23 protein-coding genes are annotated in these 20,264 nt (G+C 68.7%); 12 read left to right on the top strand and 11 right to left on the bottom strand.

The genetic code is table 11. From position 1 onward, the window contains the following. Positions 1 to 200 precede the first annotated feature (200 nt). The 3 genes from glpK (at position 201) to NGM07_RS03675 (ending at position 3,653) form a co-directional block, all read left to right on the top strand. Entirely contained in the window at positions 201 to 1,745 is a 1,545-nt protein-coding gene (gene glpK, locus NGM07_RS03685) for a glycerol kinase GlpK (protein ID WP_253517267.1), read from the top strand. Beyond that, positions 1,745 to 2,872: a DUF7973 family transport facilitator gene (locus NGM07_RS03680; RefSeq protein ID WP_253517266.1), complete on the top strand. Its 1,128-nt coding sequence runs from the start codon at positions 1,745 to 1,747 to the stop codon at positions 2,870 to 2,872. Before glpK ends, NGM07_RS03680 begins: the two co-directional genes overlap by 1 nt. Positions 2,873 to 2,978: 106 nt before the next feature. Continuing rightward, complete coding sequence (locus tag NGM07_RS03675) at positions 2,979 to 3,653, top strand: phosphoglycolate phosphatase (RefSeq protein WP_253517264.1); 675 nt, start codon at positions 2,979 to 2,981, stop codon at positions 3,651 to 3,653. Between the two features lie 117 nt (positions 3,654 to 3,770). Here NGM07_RS03675 and cutA read toward each other — a convergent pair whose 3' ends face one another. After that, positions 3,771 to 4,073: a divalent-cation tolerance protein CutA gene (gene cutA, locus NGM07_RS03670; RefSeq protein ID WP_253517262.1), complete on the bottom strand. Its 303-nt coding sequence runs from the start codon at positions 4,071 to 4,073 to the stop codon at positions 3,771 to 3,773. Between the two features lie 100 nt (positions 4,074 to 4,173). After that, positions 4,174 to 5,511, bottom strand: coding sequence for a cytochrome P450 (locus NGM07_RS03665; protein ID WP_253517260.1), 1,338 nt, complete (start codon positions 5,509 to 5,511; stop codon positions 4,174 to 4,176). Between the two features lie 119 nt (positions 5,512 to 5,630). Between NGM07_RS03665 and pyrB the strand changes: the two genes are divergently transcribed. The 4 genes from pyrB to NGM07_RS03645 all read left to right on the top strand — a co-directional run bounded on the left by pyrB (position 5,631) and on the right by NGM07_RS03645 (position 8,892). Next, positions 5,631 to 6,551 carry an aspartate carbamoyltransferase gene (gene pyrB, locus NGM07_RS03660; protein WP_253517258.1) on the top strand — a complete coding sequence of 307 codons (921 nt, stop codon included), beginning with the start codon at positions 5,631 to 5,633 and terminating at the stop codon, positions 6,549 to 6,551. Beyond that, on the top strand, positions 6,548 to 7,009 hold the full coding sequence (pyrI, locus tag NGM07_RS03655) for an aspartate carbamoyltransferase regulatory subunit (protein ID WP_253517256.1): 462 nt from the start codon (positions 6,548 to 6,550) through the stop codon (positions 7,007 to 7,009). The genes pyrB and pyrI overlap by 4 nt, the downstream gene beginning before the upstream one ends. 217 nt (positions 7,010 to 7,226) lie before the next feature. Continuing rightward, complete coding sequence (locus NGM07_RS03650) at positions 7,227 to 7,973, top strand: hypothetical protein (protein ID WP_253517255.1); 747 nt, start codon at positions 7,227 to 7,229, stop codon at positions 7,971 to 7,973. Positions 7,974 to 8,061: 88 nt separating this feature from the next. Beyond that, positions 8,062 to 8,892: a hypothetical protein gene (locus tag NGM07_RS03645; protein WP_253517253.1), complete on the top strand. Its 831-nt coding sequence runs from the start codon at positions 8,062 to 8,064 to the stop codon at positions 8,890 to 8,892. Between the two features lie 114 nt (positions 8,893 to 9,006). Here the strand turns inward: NGM07_RS03645 and NGM07_RS03640 are convergent, their stop codons facing one another. Next, positions 9,007 to 9,327 (bottom strand): HalOD1 output domain-containing protein, encoded by a 321-nt coding sequence (locus tag NGM07_RS03640; RefSeq protein WP_253517252.1) that lies wholly within the window; start codon positions 9,325 to 9,327, stop codon positions 9,007 to 9,009. Positions 9,328 to 9,461: 134 nt separating this feature from the next. Beyond that, positions 9,462 to 10,025, bottom strand: a complete 564-nt coding sequence (locus NGM07_RS03635; RefSeq protein ID WP_253517250.1) for an NUDIX domain-containing protein — start codon at positions 10,023 to 10,025, stop codon at positions 9,462 to 9,464. A 322-nt stretch (positions 10,026 to 10,347) separates the two neighbouring features. Here NGM07_RS03635 and NGM07_RS03630 point away from each other — a divergent pair, with 322 nt between their 5' ends. Further along, entirely contained in the window at positions 10,348 to 10,536 is a 189-nt protein-coding gene (locus NGM07_RS03630) for a DUF1918 domain-containing protein (RefSeq protein ID WP_253517248.1), read from the top strand. Positions 10,537 to 10,666: 130 nt separating this feature from the next. Beyond that, the gene (locus tag NGM07_RS03625) at positions 10,667 to 11,095 is read left to right on the top strand and encodes an RNA-binding protein (protein WP_253517246.1); all 429 of its coding nucleotides are present in this window, start codon (positions 10,667 to 10,669) and stop codon (positions 11,093 to 11,095) included. A gap of 39 nt (positions 11,096 to 11,134) precedes the next feature. Here NGM07_RS03625 and NGM07_RS03620 read toward each other — a convergent pair whose 3' ends face one another. The 3 genes from NGM07_RS03620 to NGM07_RS03610 all read right to left on the bottom strand — a co-directional run bounded on the left by NGM07_RS03620 (position 11,135) and on the right by NGM07_RS03610 (position 12,637). Beyond that, positions 11,135 to 11,290, bottom strand: coding sequence for a hypothetical protein (locus tag NGM07_RS03620; RefSeq protein ID WP_253517231.1), 156 nt, complete (start codon positions 11,288 to 11,290; stop codon positions 11,135 to 11,137). Between the two features lie 192 nt (positions 11,291 to 11,482). Next, a complete protein-coding gene (locus tag NGM07_RS03615; protein ID WP_368410229.1) occupies positions 11,483 to 12,160 on the bottom strand; it encodes a DUF2391 family protein in 678 nt (225 codons plus the stop codon). Positions 12,161 to 12,268: 108 nt separating this feature from the next. Continuing rightward, positions 12,269 to 12,637, bottom strand: a complete 369-nt coding sequence (locus NGM07_RS03610) for a DUF7344 domain-containing protein (protein WP_253517230.1) — start codon at positions 12,635 to 12,637, stop codon at positions 12,269 to 12,271. A 215-nt stretch (positions 12,638 to 12,852) separates the two neighbouring features. On the opposite strand from NGM07_RS03610, the gene NGM07_RS03605 reads away from it, so the two are divergent. After that, complete coding sequence (locus tag NGM07_RS03605; protein WP_253517227.1) at positions 12,853 to 13,668, top strand: helix-turn-helix transcriptional regulator; 816 nt, start codon at positions 12,853 to 12,855, stop codon at positions 13,666 to 13,668. 82 nt (positions 13,669 to 13,750) lie between these two features. Here the strand turns inward: NGM07_RS03605 and NGM07_RS03600 are convergent, their stop codons facing one another. Continuing rightward, the gene (locus tag NGM07_RS03600; protein WP_253517224.1) at positions 13,751 to 14,608 is read right to left on the bottom strand and encodes an enoyl-CoA hydratase/isomerase family protein; all 858 of its coding nucleotides are present in this window, start codon (positions 14,606 to 14,608) and stop codon (positions 13,751 to 13,753) included. Further along, positions 14,605 to 15,492 carry a 3-hydroxyacyl-CoA dehydrogenase family protein gene (locus tag NGM07_RS03595; RefSeq protein ID WP_253517221.1) on the bottom strand — a complete coding sequence of 296 codons (888 nt, stop codon included), beginning with the start codon at positions 15,490 to 15,492 and terminating at the stop codon, positions 14,605 to 14,607. Before NGM07_RS03595 ends, NGM07_RS03600 begins: the two co-directional genes overlap by 4 nt. A 200-nt stretch (positions 15,493 to 15,692) precedes the next feature. Between NGM07_RS03595 and NGM07_RS03590 the strand changes: the two genes are divergently transcribed. Beyond that, complete coding sequence (locus tag NGM07_RS03590; RefSeq protein WP_253517208.1) at positions 15,693 to 16,241, top strand: CDC48 family AAA ATPase; 549 nt, start codon at positions 15,693 to 15,695, stop codon at positions 16,239 to 16,241. A 12-nt stretch (positions 16,242 to 16,253) separates the two neighbouring features. On the opposite strand, the gene NGM07_RS03585 is transcribed toward NGM07_RS03590, so the two are convergent. Together NGM07_RS03585 and NGM07_RS03580 are read right to left on the bottom strand one after the other, a co-directional pair. Then, positions 16,254 to 17,729 (bottom strand): zinc ribbon domain-containing protein, encoded by a 1,476-nt coding sequence (locus NGM07_RS03585; protein ID WP_253517206.1) that lies wholly within the window; start codon positions 17,727 to 17,729, stop codon positions 16,254 to 16,256. Next, on the bottom strand, positions 17,726 to 18,955 hold the full coding sequence (locus tag NGM07_RS03580; RefSeq protein WP_253517204.1) for a thiolase domain-containing protein: 1,230 nt from the start codon (positions 18,953 to 18,955) through the stop codon (positions 17,726 to 17,728). Before NGM07_RS03580 ends, NGM07_RS03585 begins: the two co-directional genes overlap by 4 nt. Before the next feature lie 183 nt (positions 18,956 to 19,138). Here NGM07_RS03580 and NGM07_RS03575 point away from each other — a divergent pair, with 183 nt between their 5' ends. Further along, entirely contained in the window at positions 19,139 to 20,191 is a 1,053-nt protein-coding gene (locus NGM07_RS03575) for a YeiH family protein (protein WP_253517201.1), read from the top strand. Positions 20,192 to 20,264 lie beyond the last annotated feature (73 nt).

Genomic DNA, 20,264 nt, shown 5'->3' with positions numbered 1-20,264 from the left:
CCGCCATTCACGACTGTTCAGTAAACGTCGTCGAGCCGGTCCTTTTCGGACGTGTCACCGGCCATATTCCACGCCAAAAACCAGTTCTGCGAAAGTTTTATAACGAAAGTCAATATTGTTTACTGGTAGAACGGCACCGTGCGTAAACAGCGTGCAGTGTCGTCAGGCTGGCAGGAAGATTACCCCACGGTGATGCATCCATGACGAACGAAACATACGTCGGCGCTATCGACCAGGGGACGACGGGCACCCGGTTCATGGTCTTCGACCACGACGGTACCGTCGTCGCCAACGCCTACGAGAAGCACGAACAGATCTACCCCGAACCCGGCTGGGTCGAACACGACCCGCTGGAGATCTGGGACAACACCGAAACCGTCGTCCAGTCGGCGCTCGCGAAGGCCGACATCTCGGCCGACCAACTCGCGGCTCTCGGCGTCACCAACCAGCGCGAGACGACGATGTTCTGGGACGCCGACACCGGCAAGCCGGTCCACAACGCCATCGTCTGGCAGGACCGCCGGACGACCGACCGCGTCGAACAACTCGAGGAGTCCGGCAAGGTCGAAGAGATCCGCGAGAAGACGGGGCTGGAGGCCGACGCCTACTTCTCGGCGACCAAGGCCGAGTGGTTGCTGGAGAACGCGGACCCCATCAAGACCCAGCGCGCCCGCCCCGCCGACCTCGAAGAGCGGGCGGCCGACGGCGACATCCTGTTCGGCACCATCGACTCGTGGGTCATCTACAACCTCACGGGCGAGCACGTCACCGACGTGACCAACGCCTCGCGGACGATGCTGTTCAACATCCACGAGATGGACTGGGACGACGAACTGCTCGCGGAGTTCGGCGTCCCCGAGGCGTGCCTGCCCGAAGTACGACCGTCCAGCGACGAAAACTACTACGGCACCACCGACTCCGAGGGCTTCCTCGGCGCCGAGATTCCGGTCGCGGGCGCGCTCGGCGACCAGCAGGCCGCGCTGTTCGGCCAGACCTGCTTCGACGCCGGCGACGCCAAGAACACCTACGGCACCGGGTCGTTCTTCCTGATGAACACGGGCAACGAGGCCGTCGACAGCGACCACGGGTTGCTCACCACCGTCGGTTTCCAGCGGTCGGGCGAACCCGTCCAGTACGCCCTCGAAGGCGCAATCTTCGTCACGGGCGCGGCCATCGAGTGGCTCGAGGACATGACGCTCATCGACGACGCCGGCGAAACCGAGGGGCTGGCCCGGAGCGTCGACTCGACCGACGGCGTCTACGTCGTCCCGGCGTTCACCGGCCTCGGCGCGCCCCACTGGGACCAGCGCGCTCGCGGCACCATCGTCGGGATGACCCGCGGCACCCGGCGCGAACACGTCGTGCGCGCGACCCTCGAATCCATCGCCTACCAGACCCGCGACGTGGCCGAGGCGATGGTCGCCGACAGCGACATCGAGATAGAGAGCCTGAAAGTCGACGGCGGCGCGGTCAAGAACAACTTCCTCTGTCAGCTTCAGGCCGACATCATCGGCACCGAGATCGCCCGGCCGGAGGTCGACGAGACGACCGCGCTCGGGTCGGCCTACGCCGCCGGACTCGCCGTCGGCTACTGGGACGACCCCGAGGAACTCCGGAACAACTGGCGGGTCGACCGCGAGTTCGAACCCGAGATGGCCCCCGCGGAGGCCGACGAGATGTACGACCGCTGGGCCGAGGCGGTCGAACGCTCGCGCGACTGGGCCCGCGACGAGGGTGAGAGCTGATGGCGCTCGCGGACCTCTGGGCGCTCGAACTGCTCATCGCCGCGTTCGCGGGCGGGGCGTTCGGCGCGGCGCTCGGCGCGCTCCCGGCGTTCATCTTCACCGGCTTCATGGTCATCGCCGGCGAGTCGGCGAACATCATCGGCAAGTCGGTCGCCGGCGCGACCTCCGGTCCCGCGAGCGAACTCGCGGCGGTCGGCATCACCGGTTCCATCGCGTTCGGCGCGCCGTTCTCGCCGGCCATCAGTTTCGCCGGCGGGGCCGCCGCGGCCGCCTACGCCGCCAAGAAGGGCTACATGGAGTCGGGCTTCGACTACCACAACGCGAAGGACATCGCGTTCGCGCAGGGGACGAAACCCGACGTGCTCGCGGTCGGCGGCGCGTTCGGTATCCTCGGCTACTGGCTGACGGTCCTCTCGTCGACGTTCGGGATGCCCTACGACCCCATCGCGATGGGCGTCGTGCTCTCGGCGGTCGCCCACCGCCTCGTCTTCGGCTACGACCTCATCGGCGACACCAGCGGCGGCATCTTCGACATGTCGCCGTTCGAGGACGGCGAACGCCGCATCATCGGCGAGGCCGCGACGGAGGACGGCGCCGAACCCGGCGAACCGACCGCCGACGGCGGGACCGCCGACGGTCGGTTCGTGGTCGAACCGTGGCTCCCCCACCAGTACAGGTGGGCGAACGTGGCGACCATCGGTTTCGTGGTCGGCATCCTCGCGGCGTTCATCGCGTACAAGACCGGCAGTCCGTTCCTCGCGTTCGGCATCAGCGCCGCGAGCCTGGTGTTCCTGAACTGCGGGGTCGAACAGATTCCGGTCACCCACCACATCAGTCTTCCGGCGAGCACGGCGGCGCTCGCGCTCGCGCCGGCCGGGATGGCCGTCTCGCAGGCCCCGCCGTCGGAGGTGGCGGCCGCGATTCCGCTGCTCTCGGCGCTGGTGGTCGGCGGCGTCTTCGGCGTGATCTGCGCGCTCGCGGGCGAAGCCATCCAGCGAGTGTTCTACGCCCACGCCGACACCCACTTCGACCCGCCCGCGGCGGCCATCGTGGTCGGGACGTTCCTCATCGCGGTGCTCGCGATGGTCGGCGTGTTCCCCCAGAGCGTCTGGGTGCCGACGTTCTGAGCGACCGGCGGCGCGATAGTTCGCGCGTTCGACGCCTCGCGGCGGCGAGGCGTCGAACGCAACCTGGAACGACCGCTTTTTGTGCGCGACTCCCCGACGGTGAGCCATGGTTCCGCCGCTCGTCCTCGACATCGACGGCACGCTCACCCGGCCCGACGACTCCATCGACCCGCGCTTCTTCGACGTGCTCCCCCGGTGGGAGGCGCCGGTCGTCGTGGCGACCGGCAAGGCGTTCCCCTACCCGGTCGCGCTCTGTCACTTCATGTACGTCGAGCAGAACGTCATCGCCGAGAACGGCGGCATCGTCTTGGCGCGCGACGAGGTGACGAAGAACGCCGACGGCGAGGCGGCCCGCCGGGTCGCCGAGGAGTACGTCGCGGCGGGCTACGACCTCGGCTGGGGAAAGAGCGACCTGACCAACCGCTGGCGCGAAACCGAAATCGCGGTCGCCCGCGACCAACCGCTCGCCCCGCTCGAAGAACTGGCCGACGAGCACGGCCTGGAGGTCGTCGACACCGGCTACGCCTACCACGTCAAGTCGGCCGGCATCGGCAAGGGCCAGGGGCTGAAGTCGGTCGCGCGACTGCTCGACCGGGACCCCGCGGAGTTCGTCGCCGTCGGCGACTCGGAGAACGACGTCTCGACGTTCGGCGTCGCCGGGGAGTCCTACGCGGTGGCGAACGCCGACGAGAAGGCCAAGCGCGCCGCCGACGTGGTGCTGGAGCGGTCGTACTCCGACGGGACGCTCGCGGTGCTGGACGAACTCCGAGCGCGGAGTTAAACTACCGACTCCGCCGCCGGAGTCGCCGGAGCGCGCCGCGGGCGATGGCGGCGAGCGCCACCAGCAGGACGCCGACCACTAGCGCCCACGGGCCGCGCTGGCGATTTCGATTCCGGGTCACTCGACCGCCTCCGCGCGCCACTCGGCGAACGACGCCAGCAGGTCCGTCTCCTCGAACCGCTCGATGCACGGTACGTCGTAAGGGTGGACCTCCTCGACTCGTTCTGCGAGGCGGTCGTACGCCTCCTCGGTCGTCTTCGCCAGCAGGACCACCTCGTCGTCGCGCTGAATCTCGTCGTCCCACCGGTAGACCGAGACGCAGGGGAAACGGTTGACGCAGGCCGCGAGGCGTTCCTCGACCAGCAACTCGGCGATGTTCCCCGCGGCGTCTGGCGGGGCGGTGATGTAGGCAGTCGGCACACCTCCGTCTCCGTCTTCCTGAGAGAAATACTCCGTGGCACCGCGGAACACTGTGACCGGAATCTCTGCGTCGCTCGACGCGATTTCGCCGGCTCGGCCCTCACCGCTCGTGGACCCGCATCGGCATCCCGTCCCTGGGGTGCATCGTCAGGGTCGGCCTGAGTTCCGGGTCGCGCTCTCGGGCGTACTCGAGGCGGTACCGCTGGGCGGTCCGGGCGAGGATGAGTTTCGCCTCCAATGTGGCGAGGTGTTTGCCGATGCAGTGGCGCGGCCCCCCGCCGAACGGGAAGTACGCGAACCGCGGCCGGTCGACCTCGCGCGACCACCGGTCGGGGTCGAACTCGTCGGGGGCGTCCCAGTACCGCTCCGAGCGGTGGATCGCCCACTGCGAGAGCATGACCGCGGCGTCCTCCGGAATCCGGTATCCGCCTAGTTCCACAGGGCCCTTCGGCTCGCGGAACATCGTGTACACCGGCGGGTAGAGCCGCATCGACTCGTCGACGACCCGCCCGACGAGGTCGAGGTTCCCGACGTCGGCCATCGTCGGCGGGTCGTCGCCGAGCACCGCGTCGACCTCCTCGTGGACCCGTCGTTCGACCTCGGGGTGCTGCGAGAGCAGATACCACGCGTAGGTCAGGGTGAGCGCGGTGGTGTCGTGGCCCGCCAGCAGCATCGTCATCACCTCGTCGCGGATCATGCGGTCGGACTGCTCGCCGCGGTCCTGCGCCCGGAGCAGAATCGACAGCAGGTCGTCCGGCCCCTCGTCGGTCGTCGCGTCGCCGTGGGTGCCCCGGCGTTCGGCGACGATGTCGTCGATGACGCCCTCCATCGTCTCGACCGCGTCGGCGTACTCGCCGTCACCGGGCATCGGGAGCCACTGCGGTGCGGCGAACCGGACGGGGTCGGGTTCGAACCGGGCACCCAGCGGTTCCAGCGCCTCGCGGATGGTCCGGACCCGCCGGTCGTCGAGGTCGGTGCCCAGCATCAGGTCGACGATGACCGCGAGCGTCACCTGGGTCATGTCCAGTTCGACGTCGACCTCCGCGCCGTCCGACCAGCCGGCCAGCAGGTCGTCGCTGTGGGCGACGATGTCGTCGGCGAACCCCGTCAGCCGACTCGCCCGGAACGCCGGATTGGCGAGTTCGCGCTGGTCGCGCCAGGTCTGGCCCTCGCTGAGCAGGAGGCCCTTGCCGAGCAGGTCGCCGAGCGCGTCGTCCTGGAAGTCGGGCTTGCGGAACTTCTCGGCCTCCGAAACCAGCACCCGCTCGACGTCGGCGGGGTCGGTCAGGAGGTAGGTGTCGAGCGGCCCGAGGTCGAATCGGACGACGTCCCCGTACGCCTGTTCGCAGGCAGACAGGAAGCGAAACGGGTCGCGGGCGTACCGGCGACTGCTACCGAACAACGGCTCGCCCTTCGGGCCGGGCGGTGAGGAACTCATCGACACTACGTTGGGCTGTATCCGGATGAATCTCACGCCGATATCGCTCTCCCGACACGTTACTCGCTCTCGGTGTAGTCCGGGAGATTCAATAACGCCGGGCCACCCACACTCTACTGATGCGGCACGACCACCTCATTACCGCAAAACAACTCTCTCGACCCGACATCGAGGAGGTCCTCGACCGCGCGGCCGAGATCGACGCCGACCTCGGCGCGTTCGCCGACCGTCGCGAGGACACGGTGCTCGGACTGATGTTCTACGAGCCGAGCACGCGCACGAAGATGAGCTTCGAGACGGCCATCAAGCGCCTCGGCGGCGACGCCGTGGACATGGGTCCCGTCGACTCCTCGTCGGTGAAGAAGGGCGAGAGCCTCGCCGACACCGCCCGGGTCATCGAGGGGTACGCCGACGCTCTGGTGTTGCGCCACCCCAGTCAGGGCGCGGCCAAGATGGTCAGCGAGTTCGTCGACGTGCCCCTCCTGAACGCGGGCGATGGGGCGGGCCACCACCCGACCCAGACCCTGCTCGACCTCTACACCATCCGTGAGTCGTCGGGTCTCGACGGACTGAACATCGGCATCATGGGCGACCTGAAGTACGGCCGGACGGTCCACTCGCTCGCCCACGCGCTGACCAACTTCGACGCCCAGCAGCACTTCGTCAGCCCCGAGAGCCTGAAGCTCCCCCGGAGCGTCCGCTACGACCTCCACGAGCGCGGCGCGAACGTCCGCGAGCACACAGACCTCGACGAGGTGCTCCCGTCGCTCGACGTGCTCTACGTCACGCGCATCCAGCGCGAGCGCTTCCCCGACGAGAACGAGTACCACGCCATCGCGGGCGAGTACGGCATCGACCTCGAAACCCTGGAGGACGCGAAGGACGACCTGACCGTGATGCACCCGCTCCCGCGGGTCGACGAGATCGCCTCCGAGGTGGACGACACCGCCTACGCGAAGTACTTCGAACAGGCCCACAACGGCGTCCCCGTCCGGATGGCGCTGCTCGACCTGATGCTGGAGCAGGAGGAAGACCGATGAGCGACCACCAACTCCGCGTGAGCAAGATCCGAAACGGCACCGTCATCGACCACGTCCGCGCCGGCCAGGCGCTCAACGTCCTGGCCATCCTCGGCATCGACGGGTCGAAGGGCGAGGCGGTCAGCGTCGGGATGAACGTCCCAAGCGACCGGATGCGCCGCAAGGACATCGTGAAGGTCGAGGGCAAGGAACTCAGCCAGAACGAGGTCGACGTGCTGTCGCTCATCGCGCCCGAGGCGACCATCAACATCGTCCGGGAGTACGAGGTGGTCGAGAAGCAGCAACTCGAACGCCCCGACCGCGTCGTCGGCGTGCTGTCGTGTCCGAACCGCAACTGCATCACGAACGCCGACGAACCGGTCGAGACGAAGTTCGAGGTGCTCGACGACGGCGTTCGCTGCGAGTACTGCGAAACCATCGTCCGCGAGGACCTCGCGGCCCACATCAGCGTCGAGTAGCGTCGGTCGGGTCGACGCGCGTGCGGCCGCCCGGCGGCCGCACGTGCGTCGATTGGTGGAGCGTGCGTCGGCTGGGAGAATGCACGTCGAGCGGCCGAACGCGCGCCGAGCGGCCGAATAAGTATCGGCTACCCGCCTCGAAACGCGGGGTTTCGCGCGAAAACGGTCGGAACGGTCGCGTTCGTTTATTCTTCGCCGCGCCGTACTTTGCGAGGAAATGCACGCACGAGCAACCGCCGCAGTCGTCCTGTCGGCGCTGGTCCTGCTGGCCGGCGTCGCCCCGGTCGGCGGCGCGCCGGCCGCCGACCTCGAGCGTCCGTTCTCGGACGAGCGTCCGGGTCGGGTCCAGGCCGACCGCCCGACAGCGGTAGACGACTCGCCGGTACAACGACCGTTGCAGTACAAAGTGTCGCTCGACAACGTCACCATCAAGACGTGGCTCCTCCGGAACTCGACGGTCCTGAACGTCACGGTCCGGAAGGTCGTCGTCCGGAACGCCACCACGCCGAACGGGGTCCAGCGGAACGTCACGCTCCGGAACGTGACCATCGGGGAGTTCGAACTCGAACGCGCCCGACTCAAGAACGTCACCGCCCGGACGCTCGTCGTCCGCAACAAGTCGGTGCTGAGCGTGCCCGGCGGGCAGTTCATCGACCCGAACGTCCAGAACCGGACCATCGACCGCCACTGGACGAAGAACAAGACCGTCTCGGGCGTCGTCATCGACACCATGGTCGTCGAGGACGCCATACGGTGCGGGAACATGACTATCGGGCCGCGGGCGAACGACAGCGCCGCCTTCGACCCCACCACGAGCGGAGACAAGCCCGACATCACGGTGAAAGGAGGCCAGGTCGGCGAGGCGCTGGTCATCAAGGGTCACGTGAGCAAGTGGTCGGTCGGCTCCATCTCGGGGGGAACCACCGCGAACGTGAGTCTGCCCCAGGGGTGCAACCGCGGATAGCGCCCGCGGTCCGGCGGTCGGGCGACGGCCGGCCGCCCGCGGTTCAGAGAGCGAACGACTTACCCCGCCCCGTTTCTAACGAGCGTGCATGTACGGCGTCGTGACGCGAAACGAGGAGGAGACGGAGTGGTCGGAGTTCGACCTGGGGTTCTACGAGGTCAAGGACGTCACCGGCCGGGCCGCGGAACCCCTCGAATCGGGGGTCAACATGGTTTCGTGTTTCGGTGACAACGCCGCGGTCGAACGCGACCCGTCGCTCGCGCCGGTCAGCGACGTGGGCGCGCCCGCGACCCGTGAGCGACCCTACTTCGACTGGGCGTACGTCTGTCCGACCCACGACGACTACCGGGCGGGCCTCCTCGAAATCGTCGAGGACTGCGCCGCGGTCAACCCCGACGTGCGTCTCGACGACGTCGGATTCCCGCGCCAAGAGTACTGTTACTGCGAGCGGTGTCGGGAACGGTTCGAAGCGAGCGAGTACGACGACCGCTTCGAGTGGCGCGCCGACGTCATCACGGAGTTCGTCGCCGAGGCGGCCGACCGGATTCCGGGTCGGACCTACCTCACGCTCTACCCCGACCCGTACCCGGGCCACCTCCACGAGCGCGCCGGACTTGACCTCGACGCGCTGACGGAGTACGTCGACGAGTTCGTCGTCCCGCTGTACGACATGGCGTACTCGACGACCTACTGGCTCGAAGTCATCGCCAGCGGATTCGAAGACGCGCTGGACGCGCCGTTCAGCGTCGAACTCTACGCGGTCGACGTGGACGTCGACGACCTGATTCACGCCGCCGAGGTCGCCGACGCCTACGGCGAGAACGTGCTGTTCGGCTACGACGCCAGCAACGCCCGGGCCGCGCTCCGGCGGATGCGGGCCGACGCGCGCGAGGGCGTCTCGCACGGCGGCCCGGACTGAGAGAACCGAAGAGCGGCCCGACGAACGGACCTACCTGCGGCTACCGGGTCGCCGGTCCGGACGGACCGGCGACCCGGCTATCACTGGCGACGGTCGCCCGAGTCGGACGACGGTTCACTCCTGCGGTCGAATCTCGATGTCCCCGTTCGCGGAGACAGAGACGCGATGGCCCGCGAACGGAAATCGAACCTCGCCCGCCGGACGCTCGCACCCGCTGTGGGTGGGCGTGAACAGGTCGTCTAGCGCGTCCGGGTCGAGGTGGTTTCGCAGCGGTTCGAGGTCGAGCGGATCGACTTCGGCGATAGCGGCGACGATACTCACGACGACGGTACTCAACGACTCGTCACAATCTCGGGCGTACGTCGCCCTGTAGACACCGCTCGATTCGTCGTGCGTGACGTCGATGTCGGCCGAGAGATGAATACTTTCGTCCATCGTTTTTCTCTGGGTGTTCTGTCTTACGGACGAACGACCACCACGAGTCCGCCGGCGGAAGTATGCGGTCGGTGACGGCGTGACCCGCGTTCGTTGGTCGCTACGACAGTTTCCGGGAAGATAAATTCCGTGGATTACCCCACGACGTGCTCTCGCCACGCCAACAGGTCCTCCCGGTCCCGGGTGTTCTCCGGGAGTTCCGCGAACCACCCGGCGTCGGTTATCTCGCCGTCGGGGTCGGCGACGGTCGGCGCGACGGCCGCCTCGGTCCGGGCCTCGAACAGCGGGAGGACGCCCCACGTCGAGTAGTCCGCGCACTCGACGACGACCCGAATCGCCATCGCCAGGCCGTCGAAGGTCGCCTCGACGCCCGCCTCCTCCCGGAGTTCCCGCTCGGCGGCCTCCCGCAGCGACTCCTCGGGTCGGACGCCGCCGCCGGGGACGACCCACATTTCGACGCCCTCGTGCCAGACGAGCAGGAGTTCGCCCGACGGCCGGTGGACGACGGAGTGGGCGCCGTAGGGCGCGCCGGTTTCGCGCACTCGCTCGGCGAGCGTCCGGAACCGGGGCCGTGAGACGCGGTCGACGTGCGTCCGGTCGAGGAAGTCGCCGTGGTCGTCGGCCAACCGGTGGTAGGTCCGCTCGGCCTGCTGTTCGGCCCGCGTCGCGAGATACCAGAGGTCGTCGAGCGTCGTCATCGCGCCGTCGGCGGAGTGCGAGCGACCGGGGGCGAGCGGAGAGGGGGACGCGGAACGTGCCGAAGTGTCATATTCCGGGGGTTGTACGGCCGCTGGAATAAGCCTTCGGTCGAGTGGAATGGAACGCAAATCGAGTCGCAGAGTCGCCGCCGCGGGCGTGTCGACACGCCCGCGGCGGCGACCCTGTCCCTCGGCGGTGACCGGACGACTCCGGCAGTGACCCGGACGAACAGCACGACTGGACGACCCACGTCGTGACCGGAACGCCCACGGGCGACCGAGAATCGGGTCGCTTTTACGACCCGCGGGGGTATCTCGACGCATGAGCTTCGAGGAAGACGACCGCGTCATCCTGCACGACGAGCACAGCGAGTACGACGGCGAGGAGGGGACGGTTACCCAGGTCATGGAGAACATGTTCGGCGACGCCACCTACTCCGTCAGCTTCGAGGACGGTCAGGAAACCGGCATCCCCGAGGATTCGCTCGAGGCCGCCGAAGACGAGGAGTAGTTCGCTTCTACCGCTCGACCGAGCGCCTCGTTCGAATCTCGGCGGTCGACCGAGTGCCGGTCGGAATCGGCGGGACCGCGGCCGACCCAACGGAACGTCTTTTTCAGGGCGGCCGTCCTACGCTCGCCCAATGGCCGAGATTCCGTTTCACTACGTGGACCTGCGGACGTTCTGCTACGCCACCGAGGACGACAAGCGCGTTGAGCAGGCGCTTCGAACCTTCCTTCCGGAGGAGTTCGAAGTCGAGCGCACCGAGAGCGAGGGCCACCACGGCGACCGCATCGTCGTCTTCTCCGCGCGGGTCGAACGCGCCGACGAGATGCGCCACGTCCTCTCGAAACTCGCCGACCTCCCCGACGTCGAGTCGGTGCTCGACGAACTCGACGACCGCGTCGACGACAACTGCTCGCTGTTCCTGCGCCTGGACAAGCAGGCGGCCTACCGGGGCCAGGTCGCGCTCGGCGAGGGCATCACGCTCCGCGCGAAGGTCGAAGCCTACCCCGCCAAGAAGGAGAAGGCGGTCGAGAACGCGCGCGAGACGCTCTCGGAACTGCGCTGAGCGTCGCGCTCGGCCGAAAAAGAATCGGTCGTCGGCGGGTCAGTGCGCCGAGAAACCGTCGATTATGCCGTCGCAGTCCGGACAGGAGACGAGTTCTGCGCCGGTGCTTTTCCCGCCGAGCGGGTCGCCGTTCCGGCGCATCTGCGAGTTGGTCCGCCGACTCAGTTCCGAGCCACAGTGTGGACATTCCTGCATTACGTCTCACCCAATGTTCTATGCGAACAGGTAACAATAGACTAACCCGCGTGATATACTTTGTGTCGGTTCGCGTCGGACCGCCGTCACCTTCGTAGAATCGTGGCCGAGGCGCGCCCGCGCCTCGGCCGCGACCCCGACGTATGGCCCCCTTTGCGGGCCATACGTCCCGAGAACCCGGAACTCTCCGGTTCACGACCCAGGGAGGATGTCGCCCAGCGCCGCCCCGACGGCCATCGGCGCGAACGCCACCGACGAGTGGCAGACCGCCAGCCAGGGGTCGGCCCAGTCGACCCGGCCCCAGACCGTCAGCATCCCGACCGCGGTGAGAAACGAGATGACGGTCACGCCGAGCAGTCGCCGGGGGACGACCCCGAAGTACGGGCGGTGTATCTCGACCTGCTGTATGTCGGCGACGTAGAGCACGCCCACGACCACCGCGACGGTGGCGACGAGCGTGACACCGAGCGCGAGCGGGTTGGACGCGAGGAACGTCCCGATCTCGTAGGTGCCGCCCTCTGTCGCCATGGGGACGCCGACGAGGACGCTCCCGACCAGCGCCTCGGCGGCGTCGTGACGGTCGAACCCTCGGATGACCCGGCCGAACGCGCTCGGTCGCTCGACCTCGCGGGCGACCCGCATCGTCTCGCGGACCTGCCGGCGCTCGGCGGGCGTGTCGACCGTCTCCGCCAGCGCCTCGAGTTCCTCGAACAGGTCGTCCATACCGGGCGATTCGTCCGACGCCGACTCGGCGTCGGCCCGGGATTCGGGGCCGGATATCGCCGCGGCATCGGAATCGGGGTTGCGGCCGGGGGTCGCCGCGAAACCGGACTCGGATTCGGGGCGGCGAGAACCGTCGCGCTCGGTCATACTGCCCGAATGACGCGCCCCGAACATAAGCCCGAAGGTCACGCGAGCGCGAGCGCCCGCGCTGCCACGCCGCTCTCGTCCGACGGCGAACCGCCGCGCGAGGGGCCGTTACGGTTCGAATCGCTCCACCGCGTCGAGGCACGCGCCGAGGAGCGCCTCGTCGGTCCCGGTGACGACGTTTCGGTCGGCGTCGTATTCTATCAGTCCGACGGCCGAGAGCCGGGGCAGGTGATTGTGGTGGAGCGCGAGAGCCAGGCGTTCGCTCTCGTCTCCGCCCGTAGAAGCGCCGCTGGGGGTTCGGTCGTCGATTCGCCGAGCGAGGTCCGTGACGGCGATCCGTCCCGTCTCGGATTCGAGCGCCGACAACGCGCACCGTCGAATCGGATGCGCGAGCGTCGACAGCAGGTCTTCCGTGGCCTCCTCGGTCGTCGGTGCGGGCGAGCGCGGTGCGGTTCGTCCGTCTTTGTTTCCGATCATGGTCCTCCTCCCGGTGGCTACACTGGGTGGTAGTCACGGGTACGTTTGACTGTAACTACCCGAACACGTTTCGGGTGCGAACCGAGCGGCGATGGAATCGGACGCGTTTCGACGGTCGAAACGCGTTCACGTCGGCGAAACTCGTCTAGGCACAACACATACGGTCGTAGCGATATAACAACTGGAAGAAACGCTCCGAGAACGGGGAGGGGCCAATGAGCGACGAGAACGACTCCGACGACGGCGAGACGATACGGACGATAGGAAAGCGCTGGACGCTCCTCGACCGACTGGCGGCCGGCCCGACCAGCAAGCGCGACCTGCGCGACGACCTGGAGGTTTCGCGCTCGACGGTGTACAAGGCGGTCCGCGAACTCGAATCGGCGGGGCTGGTCGAGGAGACTGACGCCGGCCCGCGTCTCACGCTGGTCGGACGACTGCTCACCGAGCGCTACCGGTCGTTCGTCGAACTGGTCGACGACGTGCGCCGGTACGAACCTCTGCTGTCGGTGCTCCCGCCGAACGCGCCCATGACGACCGACGCCCTCCAGGGGGCCGACCTCGTGCTCACGGAACGGCACGCACCGAATCTCCCGGTGAGTCGCATCGAGGAACTGGTCAGGGGCGTGGACCGGGCGTGGGCGCTCGCGCCCGTCGCGCTCCCCCGGTACGTCGACCTCTTCTACGAGGAGATTCTCTCGGGGATGACCGCCGAAATCGTCCTCGAACGCCCGGTGGTCGAGTACCTGGAAACCGACTTTCCGGACCAGTTCTCCGAGGCGGCCGCGACCGGCCGCCTCTCGGTCTACGGGACCGACGAGACGCTACCGTTCGGACTGATACTGGTCGACCGGGACGGCGAGGCCGACGGCGTCGGCGTTGGCGCCGCCGACGCCGTCGGCCTCATCGTCTACACCCAGGGGGGCGAACTCCGGGGCGTCGCCGTCAACGACGCGCCGGCGGCGCTCGAATGGGGACGGGACACCTACGAGCGGTACGCCGCCACAGCGGAGCGCATCGAACTGGAGTAAGCCGACTCCCGACGCGACCGCGGCGCCGCGGTCGCGTCGGGAGTTTGCCCCGCCCGTTCCCCGTTTCCCGTTCGAGCTCGGGCTACTTACCTTGCCACTCGGGGTCGCGGTCCTCGAAGAAGGCGTCGATGCCCTCGTTCTTATCCTCCGAGGCGAACAACTGGGCGAACAGTTCGGCCTCGTACTCGATGCCGCGTTCGAGGTCGGTTCGGCTGCTCGCCTTCACCGCCTTCTTGGCGAACTCCAGCGCGAGCGGGCTCTTGTCGGCCATCCGGCCCGCGAGTTCGTAGACCCGGTCTTCGAAGTCGTCCTCCTCGCGGACCTCGTCGACGAGGCCGATGTCGTGAGCCTCCGCGGCGTCGATGATCTCGCCCGACAGTATCAGCCGCATCGCCTGGCCCTCCCCGACGAGTCGGGGGAGTCGCTGGGTGCCGCCGCCGCCCGGCATGATTCCCAGGTTGATCTCGGGCTGGCCGAGTTTGGCGTCCTCGCGGGCGATGCGGGTGTCGCAGGCCTGGGCGAGTTCGCAACCTCCGCCGAGCGCGTGGCCGTTGATGGCACCGATGACTGGCTGTCGGAGGTCGTCGACGTACTCGTAGACTCGCGGGCGCTTGCTCGCTTCGCGCTGTTCGAAGGGGCCGCGCTCGCGGAGTTCGTTCACGTCGGCGCCCGCGACGAACGCGCCGGACTCCTCCGAACCGGTGAGGACGACCACGCGTACGTCACTCGCTTCGATGGCGTCCAGCACGTCCTTGAGTTCCGCGCGGACCTGGGCGTTCAGGGCGTTCCGGGCGTCGGGTCGCGAGATGGTGACGGTGGCGACGCCCTCTACCCGGTCGCCGACCGCGACATCGACGGTTTCGCACTCCGCGCCAACCGCCTGGGGACTCCCCGGCGCGGAGTCGGTTTGGTCGTCGGCCGGTTCGCCGTCCTCGCTCATTCTTCGTCACCCCAGTCGCCGGAGGTTCCCACGATTTCGCCGTCCTCCCAGACGTAGAACCCCTCGCCGGTCTTCTTGCCGAGCTTTCCGGCCCGGACCTTCTTCCGGAGGAGTTGGGGCGGCCGGAACCGCTCGCCCAGTTCCTCGCGGAGGTGTTCGAGGATGTCGAGGCGCACGTCCAGGCCGACCACGTCGCCCAACTCGATGGGACCCATCGGGTGGTTGTACCCCAGTTCCATCGCGGCGTCGATGTCCCGCGGACTGGCGACGCCCTCCTGGACCATTCGGACGGCCTCGACGCCGAGCGCGACGCCCAGCCGCGAAGAGGCGAACCCCGGCGCGTCTTGCACCTCGACGGCGGTCTTGCCGATATCGTCGACGAAGTCGGTCGCGAACGCGACGGTCTCTTCGCCGGTCTGCTCGCCCACGACCACCTCGACGAGTTGCATGATGTGGACCGGGTTGAAGAAGTGCAGGCCGATTCCCCGACTCGGGTCGTCGAGCGCCGAGACGATCTCCGTCACGGACATCGAGGAGGTGTTGGAGGCGATGACCGCGTCGCCGGGGGCGTTGGCCTCGACTTCCTCGAACGTCTCCTTCTTGAGGTCCATATCCTCGGGCACCGCCTCGACCACGAGGTCGGCATCCGAGACGGCCTCCGCGAGGTCCGTCGTTCCGGAGATGCGTTCGAGCGCGTCGGCCATCTCGTCCTCGGTGACCTTCTCGCGCTCGACGCCGCCCCGGAGGTTCTCCTCGATGGCGTCGATGCCGTCCTCGACGAACTCGGCCTCTATGTCCCGAATCGTCACGTCGTGGCCCGCCATCGCCGAGACCTGGGCGATGCCGTGACCCATGGTGCCGGCGCCTAGTACGGCGACTTTCATGATCGGGTGAAACGGCGTCCGGTGAGCGGTTAAGCGTTTACTTCCCGCCGCTCACCGGGGTCGGCCGCGACCAACTGCCAGTCCCGAGAACGCGTCGTCCGGTTGCGAGACGGGTTGCGCCGTGTGCTCCGAAACCTCGTGTCGAGACGCTGAACCCGCTCAGGGACCGATTTTTACGATATCGCGTCGATACTAACGATATGGATTCTGGAGAGGCTGCCACTCTTCGGGTCGCCGAGCAGTACGTCTCCGACTCGGCGCGCGGTCGCTGTCGCCTCCATCGCGAGGTGATGAACCGACTCGGACTCTCGCCCGGCGAGCCGGTCGAGATCGAGTGCCACGAAGGGTCGATCGCGGTGTTTGCTTACCCGGCCAACGAGAGCCCGTCGACCAGTGACGACGCGAACCCCGGGGAGGTGTACGTCGACTTCGACTGGTTTCTCGACTCGAACGAGGACGATTTCACCGGTCGGGAAGTCCGTGTTCGACCGGCGTCGCCGGCGCCGGCTGATCGGGTCGCCTACGAGCGACTGCCGTCGGGTATCGCACCGGAGGTCCGCTCGATGGTGACGAAGGAGAATCCGCTCGGGACGCTTACACTCGCCGGAACGAGGCTGTCGGCGTACCGCAAGGAGGGCTCCGACACGAGTGCCATCGCCGTCCCGGTCGTGGAGACTGACCCCGACGGTATCGTGGTCGTGACGGCCGAGACTGAACTCGAACCGCGTCCGCCGACCCAGCGCGACTGAGGTGTCCCCGACTCACGTCGGCCTGACCTTGAATCCGTACCGCGTCACGCCCTCCTGGGTGTAGATGCGTCGCATCGTCGTCTCGACGCGGTCGCCGATGTCCAGCGACTCCGATGCCGGCCCGACGACCTGGGCGGGAACGCTCGCGGAATCACCGTCGGGACCCTCCAGCGCGACAACCACGACGCCGAAGTCGCCCGACTGGGCCTGCTGTTCGGCGAATTCCGGGGGCGCGCCGCCCTGCGAGATGACCGTCGCCGCCTCGACGGTGCCCTCGCCGGTCAACCGCACGTCCTCGTACTCCTCGACGAGGGTCTTGCAGGCGTTGCACGCGCCCTCCGGCGGGAAGTTGAGTGCGCCGCACTCGGGACACCGCCCGGCCACCAAGCGGTGGCGCTGGTCGAGGCTCCGCCGCCACGACGGGACGCTGACGTACGCGCCGCCGCCCGACGGCGGCCCCGAGGTGACCTCGCCGCGCTTGCGGAGGTACTCGGCGTAGCTCACGGCGTCGCCGCCGTCGATCGCGAGTTCGCTCGCTACGCCGTCTCCCGCGACCTCGACCAGCAGGGCGTCGGCGCCCGCGCCGCTGCCGAACGACGCCGCCAGCACGCGCCGGTCGCCCTGCGCCAGCGCTTTCGCCAGTCCGAGCGGGACGCTCGCCGCGCCGGTGTCGCCGAGTTCGTGGACGGTCGCCGCCCGCTGGATGGTCTCGGTTTCGACCCCGAGCGCGCCCGCCGCCCGGTAGGGGAGTTTCCCGTCGGGGGCCTGGACCGCCGCGGCGTCAAGGTCGGCGCCGACGCCCTCGAACTGGGTGACGGCGCCGGCGAGCGCCTCGGTGAACGCCTGCCGGTCGTAGCTGGTGACCCCGAGTCCTTCGACCGCGTCGCCGCCCGCCCGCCGGAAGCGTGTGCCAGGGTACTCGGCGGCGTACTCCGCCCGCGAGACGACCTCCGCGTCGCCCGACTCCGAGAGGACGAACGCGGCCGCGCCCGTGCCGGCGGCGTGGTCCTCCGCGCTGTCGAGTTCGCCCCGGGGACAGTCGGCCGCGACGACCAGGCCGACGGCGTCGGCCTGGTCGTCGCGCACTTCTTTCTGGTCACCCCTCGCGCGCCACGGCCCGGCCGAGAACGCCGCTTCGAGCGCCCGCGTCCCGGCCCGCGTGCTTCCGGTGAAGACGTGCCGGGTCGCGTCCGCGGGGACGCCCAGCATCCCGCCGAGGCGGACGGTCAGGTCCTCCTCCGCGAGCGGGGGCGTGGTCGAGGCGAACGCGAGGAACGCGACCTCCTCGCCCGCGCGCTCGGCGGCGCCGAGCGCGCGGGTCGCGGCCTCGTAGGCCATGGTCACGGCGTCCTCGTCGGCGTCCGGCACCGCCTTCGAGTTCACGCCCGCGGCGTGGAACTGCCCCCACGCCTCCTCGAACGCCTCGGCGGAGATACGGAATCGAGGGGCGTACGCGCCGACGGCCTCGATTCTGGGCGCTTCCGTCATTCCGCCACCTCCGATTCGCCGTCTCGCGCACTGCGTGCGCTCGACCCGTCCGAGGCGCTTCGCGCCTCGCGCTCGAAGACGTGGACGACCGCGGCCCCGCCGCTCCCGCCGACGTTGTGGGTCAGCCCGCGGGTCGCACCCTCGACCTGCCGGTCGCCCGCGTCGCACGAGAGCTGTTTGAACGCCTCGACGACCTGGCCCGCGCCGGTCGCGCCGATGGGGTGGCCCTTCGACTTGAGGCCGCCGGAGGTGTTAACCGGCAGGTCACCGTCGAGCGCGGTCGCGCCCGACTCGGCCAGTCGGCCGCCCTCGCCCGGTTCGCAGAAGCCGAGGTCCTCGTAGGCCAGAATCTCGGCGATGGAGAAGCAGTCGTGGACCTCCGCGAAGTCGACGTCCTCGGGCGAGACGCCGGCCCGCTCGTAGGCGATTTCGGCCGCCCGCTGGGAGGCCTCGATGCCGGTGTAGCTGTCGCGCTGGAACAGGCCCACGGCGTCGCTCGCGGCGCCGACGCCCGCGACCCGGATGGGGTCGTCGGTGTAGTCGTCCACCACGTCCTCGCTGACGACCAGCGCGGCGGCCGCGCCGTCGGTGGTCGGACAGCAGTGATACAGCGTCAGCGGGTCGGCGACGGTCTGGGCCGACTCGGCGTCCTCCAGCGAACACTCGAAGCCCAGTTGGGCGTGGGGGTTCTTCGCGCCGTTCCGGTGGTTCTTCACCGCGACGTGCGAGAGTTGCTCGCTCGTGGTCCCGTACTCGGCCATGTGGGCGTCGGCCATCTGGGCGTAGACGCCGGCGAACGTGGTGCCCGAGAGCCGCTCCCACTCGGTTTCGCCCGAGACGCCGAGCCAGTACTTGGTGGCGTCGCTGGAGGCGTCGGTCATTATCTCGACGCCGCCCGCGAGCACCACGTCGGCCATCCCGCTCTTGACCGCTTGGACGGCCTGTCTGACGGCGTACCCCGAGGCCGCGCAGGCGTTCTCGACGCGCGTGGTGGGGATGCCGTGGAGGCCGACGTGTTCGGTGGCTGCGGGACCCGACAGTCCTAACTGACGACCGCCGACGCCGAGCGTGCCGACGAACGCCTCCTCGACGTCGTCGGGGTCGAGTCCGTCGGGGACGGACTCGACTGCACCCTCGAAGGCGGTGCGGAACAGCGACCGGTAGCTTTCGTCGGGGAACGACCCGAAGTCGGTCTGGGCCGCGCCGACGAGGTAGGCGTCGCGCATGCGAAACCATTCCGCCCGGGTCGGGAAATATGTGCCGTCGCGGGGCGAATCGCTCGCGAATTTGGAAAGTCTCATCACGGCCCCGGACGACGCTTCTAACGAGATGGCAGGTCCGTCGTCCCCGACCGAGTTCGCCGCCCGACCGCGCCGATACCGGTCAACTCCCAAGCGCACCCCGTCGCGATGACGGACCGCCGCGTCCCGCCCGGTTTCGTCTCGCTCCCTGGTTTCGTCTTGCTTCCCGGACTCGTCTTCCTCGTGGCCGTCGGCGCACTCGCCCGGGCTGTCGGAGCCGTCGCTCCCCTCCACCCGCTCCTGGCCGCCGTCGTCCTCGGCGCGGTCGTCGCGAACGTCGTCGGCGTCCCGTCCGTCTTCGAACCGGGCGTCCGGACGTACGACCGCCTGCTCGAAGCCGGCATCGTGCTAATGGGCGTGCGAATCTCGCTCGACTCGGTGCTTGCCGCCGGCGTCCCGCTCGCGCTCGCCGTGGTCGGCGTCGTCGCGCTCTCGCTCGTCGTCGCCGAGACGTGCTCGCGCTACCTCCTCGGACTGGACCGCCGACTCGGGTCGCTGGTCGCGGCCGGCGCGAGCGTCTGCGGCGTCTCGGCCGTCGTCGCCGTCGCGGGGAGCGTCCGGGCCGACGAGGACCACGTCGTCTACGCGACCAGCGCGATTCTGCTATTCGACGCGCTCACGCTCTTCGCCTTTCCGGCGGTCGGTCACGCCCTCGGGCTCTCGGACCGCGCGTTCGGCGTCTGGGCCGGCCTCAGCATGTTCAGCACCGGTCCGGTCACGGCCGCCGGGTTCGCCTACTCAGAGGTCGCCGGACAGTGGGCCACGGTGACGAAACTGACCAGAAACGCGCTGTTGGGCGCGCTCGTGGTCGTCTACTCCTTCGCGTACGCCGATTCGCCCGCGTCGGTCGACGCGGGCGAGTCGGTCGAATCGGTCCGAACGACGGCGACGCTCCGGCGGGTCTGGGACGGGTTCCCCACGTTCGTCCTCGGGTTCGTCGCGATGGTCGTCCTGACCGCCGCCGGAACCTTCACGCCGTCGCAAGTCGCCGTCGTCGAGTCGGCGTACGACTGGCTCTTTCTCGTCGCGTTCGCGGGTCTCGGCACGACCATCGCGGTCGAGGACCTCCGGAACGCCGGAACGGGGCCGGTCGCATTGCTCGCGCTGACGCTCCTCCTGGTCGGCGCGGTTTCGCTGGTCGTCGCTCGGGTCGGCTTCTAAGGCGGCGGCGTCGGTTTCCGCAGGCGTCGTTCGACCCGACGTCGGAGGGAATCTCCGACGCCCGCGCCCGGCC

This window comes from Halorussus vallis, from assembly GCF_024138165.1.
Taxonomy (GTDB): domain Archaea; phylum Halobacteriota; class Halobacteria; order Halobacteriales; family Haladaptataceae; genus Halorussus; species Halorussus vallis.
The sequence above is the reverse complement of the archived record's forward strand: the minus strand, read 5'-3'. Positions and strand labels throughout refer to the sequence as shown.

What these genes read in the sequence shown, in the direction of transcription:
- glpK (WP_253517267.1), top strand. Translation starts at nt 201, where the DNA reads ATGACGAACGAAACATACGTCGGCGCTATCGACCAGGGGACGACGGGC.
- NGM07_RS03680 (WP_253517266.1), top strand. Translation starts at nt 1,745, where the DNA reads ATGGCGCTCGCGGACCTCTGGGCGCTCGAACTGCTCATCGCCGCGTTC.
- NGM07_RS03675 (WP_253517264.1), top strand. Translation starts at nt 2,979, where the DNA reads ATGGTTCCGCCGCTCGTCCTCGACATCGACGGCACGCTCACCCGGCCC.
- NGM07_RS03665 (WP_253517260.1), bottom strand. Translation starts at nt 5,511, where the DNA reads ATGAGTTCCTCACCGCCCGGCCCGAAGGGCGAGCCGTTGTTCGGTAGC.
- pyrB (WP_253517258.1), top strand. Translation starts at nt 5,631, where the DNA reads ATGCGGCACGACCACCTCATTACCGCAAAACAACTCTCTCGACCCGAC.
- pyrI (WP_253517256.1), top strand. Translation starts at nt 6,548, where the DNA reads ATGAGCGACCACCAACTCCGCGTGAGCAAGATCCGAAACGGCACCGTC.
- NGM07_RS03650 (WP_253517255.1), top strand. Translation starts at nt 7,227, where the DNA reads ATGCACGCACGAGCAACCGCCGCAGTCGTCCTGTCGGCGCTGGTCCTG.
- NGM07_RS03645 (WP_253517253.1), top strand. Translation starts at nt 8,062, where the DNA reads ATGTACGGCGTCGTGACGCGAAACGAGGAGGAGACGGAGTGGTCGGAG.
- NGM07_RS03640 (WP_253517252.1), bottom strand. Translation starts at nt 9,327, where the DNA reads ATGGACGAAAGTATTCATCTCTCGGCCGACATCGACGTCACGCACGAC.
- NGM07_RS03635 (WP_253517250.1), bottom strand. Translation starts at nt 10,025, where the DNA reads ATGACGACGCTCGACGACCTCTGGTATCTCGCGACGCGGGCCGAACAG.
- NGM07_RS03630 (WP_253517248.1), top strand. Translation starts at nt 10,348, where the DNA reads ATGAGCTTCGAGGAAGACGACCGCGTCATCCTGCACGACGAGCACAGC.
- NGM07_RS03625 (WP_253517246.1), top strand. Translation starts at nt 10,667, where the DNA reads ATGGCCGAGATTCCGTTTCACTACGTGGACCTGCGGACGTTCTGCTAC.
- NGM07_RS03620 (WP_253517231.1), bottom strand. Translation starts at nt 11,290, where the DNA reads ATGCAGGAATGTCCACACTGTGGCTCGGAACTGAGTCGGCGGACCAAC.
- NGM07_RS03615 (WP_368410229.1), bottom strand. Translation starts at nt 12,160, where the DNA reads ATGACCGAGCGCGACGGTTCTCGCCGCCCCGAATCCGAGTCCGGTTTC.
- NGM07_RS03610 (WP_253517230.1), bottom strand. Translation starts at nt 12,637, where the DNA reads ATGATCGGAAACAAAGACGGACGAACCGCACCGCGCTCGCCCGCACCG.
- NGM07_RS03605 (WP_253517227.1), top strand. Translation starts at nt 12,853, where the DNA reads ATGAGCGACGAGAACGACTCCGACGACGGCGAGACGATACGGACGATA.
- NGM07_RS03600 (WP_253517224.1), bottom strand. Translation starts at nt 14,608, where the DNA reads ATGAGCGAGGACGGCGAACCGGCCGACGACCAAACCGACTCCGCGCCG.
- NGM07_RS03595 (WP_253517221.1), bottom strand. Translation starts at nt 15,492, where the DNA reads ATGAAAGTCGCCGTACTAGGCGCCGGCACCATGGGTCACGGCATCGCC.
- NGM07_RS03590 (WP_253517208.1), top strand. Translation starts at nt 15,693, where the DNA reads ATGGATTCTGGAGAGGCTGCCACTCTTCGGGTCGCCGAGCAGTACGTC.
- NGM07_RS03585 (WP_253517206.1), bottom strand. Translation starts at nt 17,729, where the DNA reads ATGACGGAAGCGCCCAGAATCGAGGCCGTCGGCGCGTACGCCCCTCGA.
- NGM07_RS03580 (WP_253517204.1), bottom strand. Translation starts at nt 18,955, where the DNA reads ATGCGCGACGCCTACCTCGTCGGCGCGGCCCAGACCGACTTCGGGTCG.
- NGM07_RS03575 (WP_253517201.1), top strand. Translation starts at nt 19,139, where the DNA reads ATGACGGACCGCCGCGTCCCGCCCGGTTTCGTCTCGCTCCCTGGTTTC.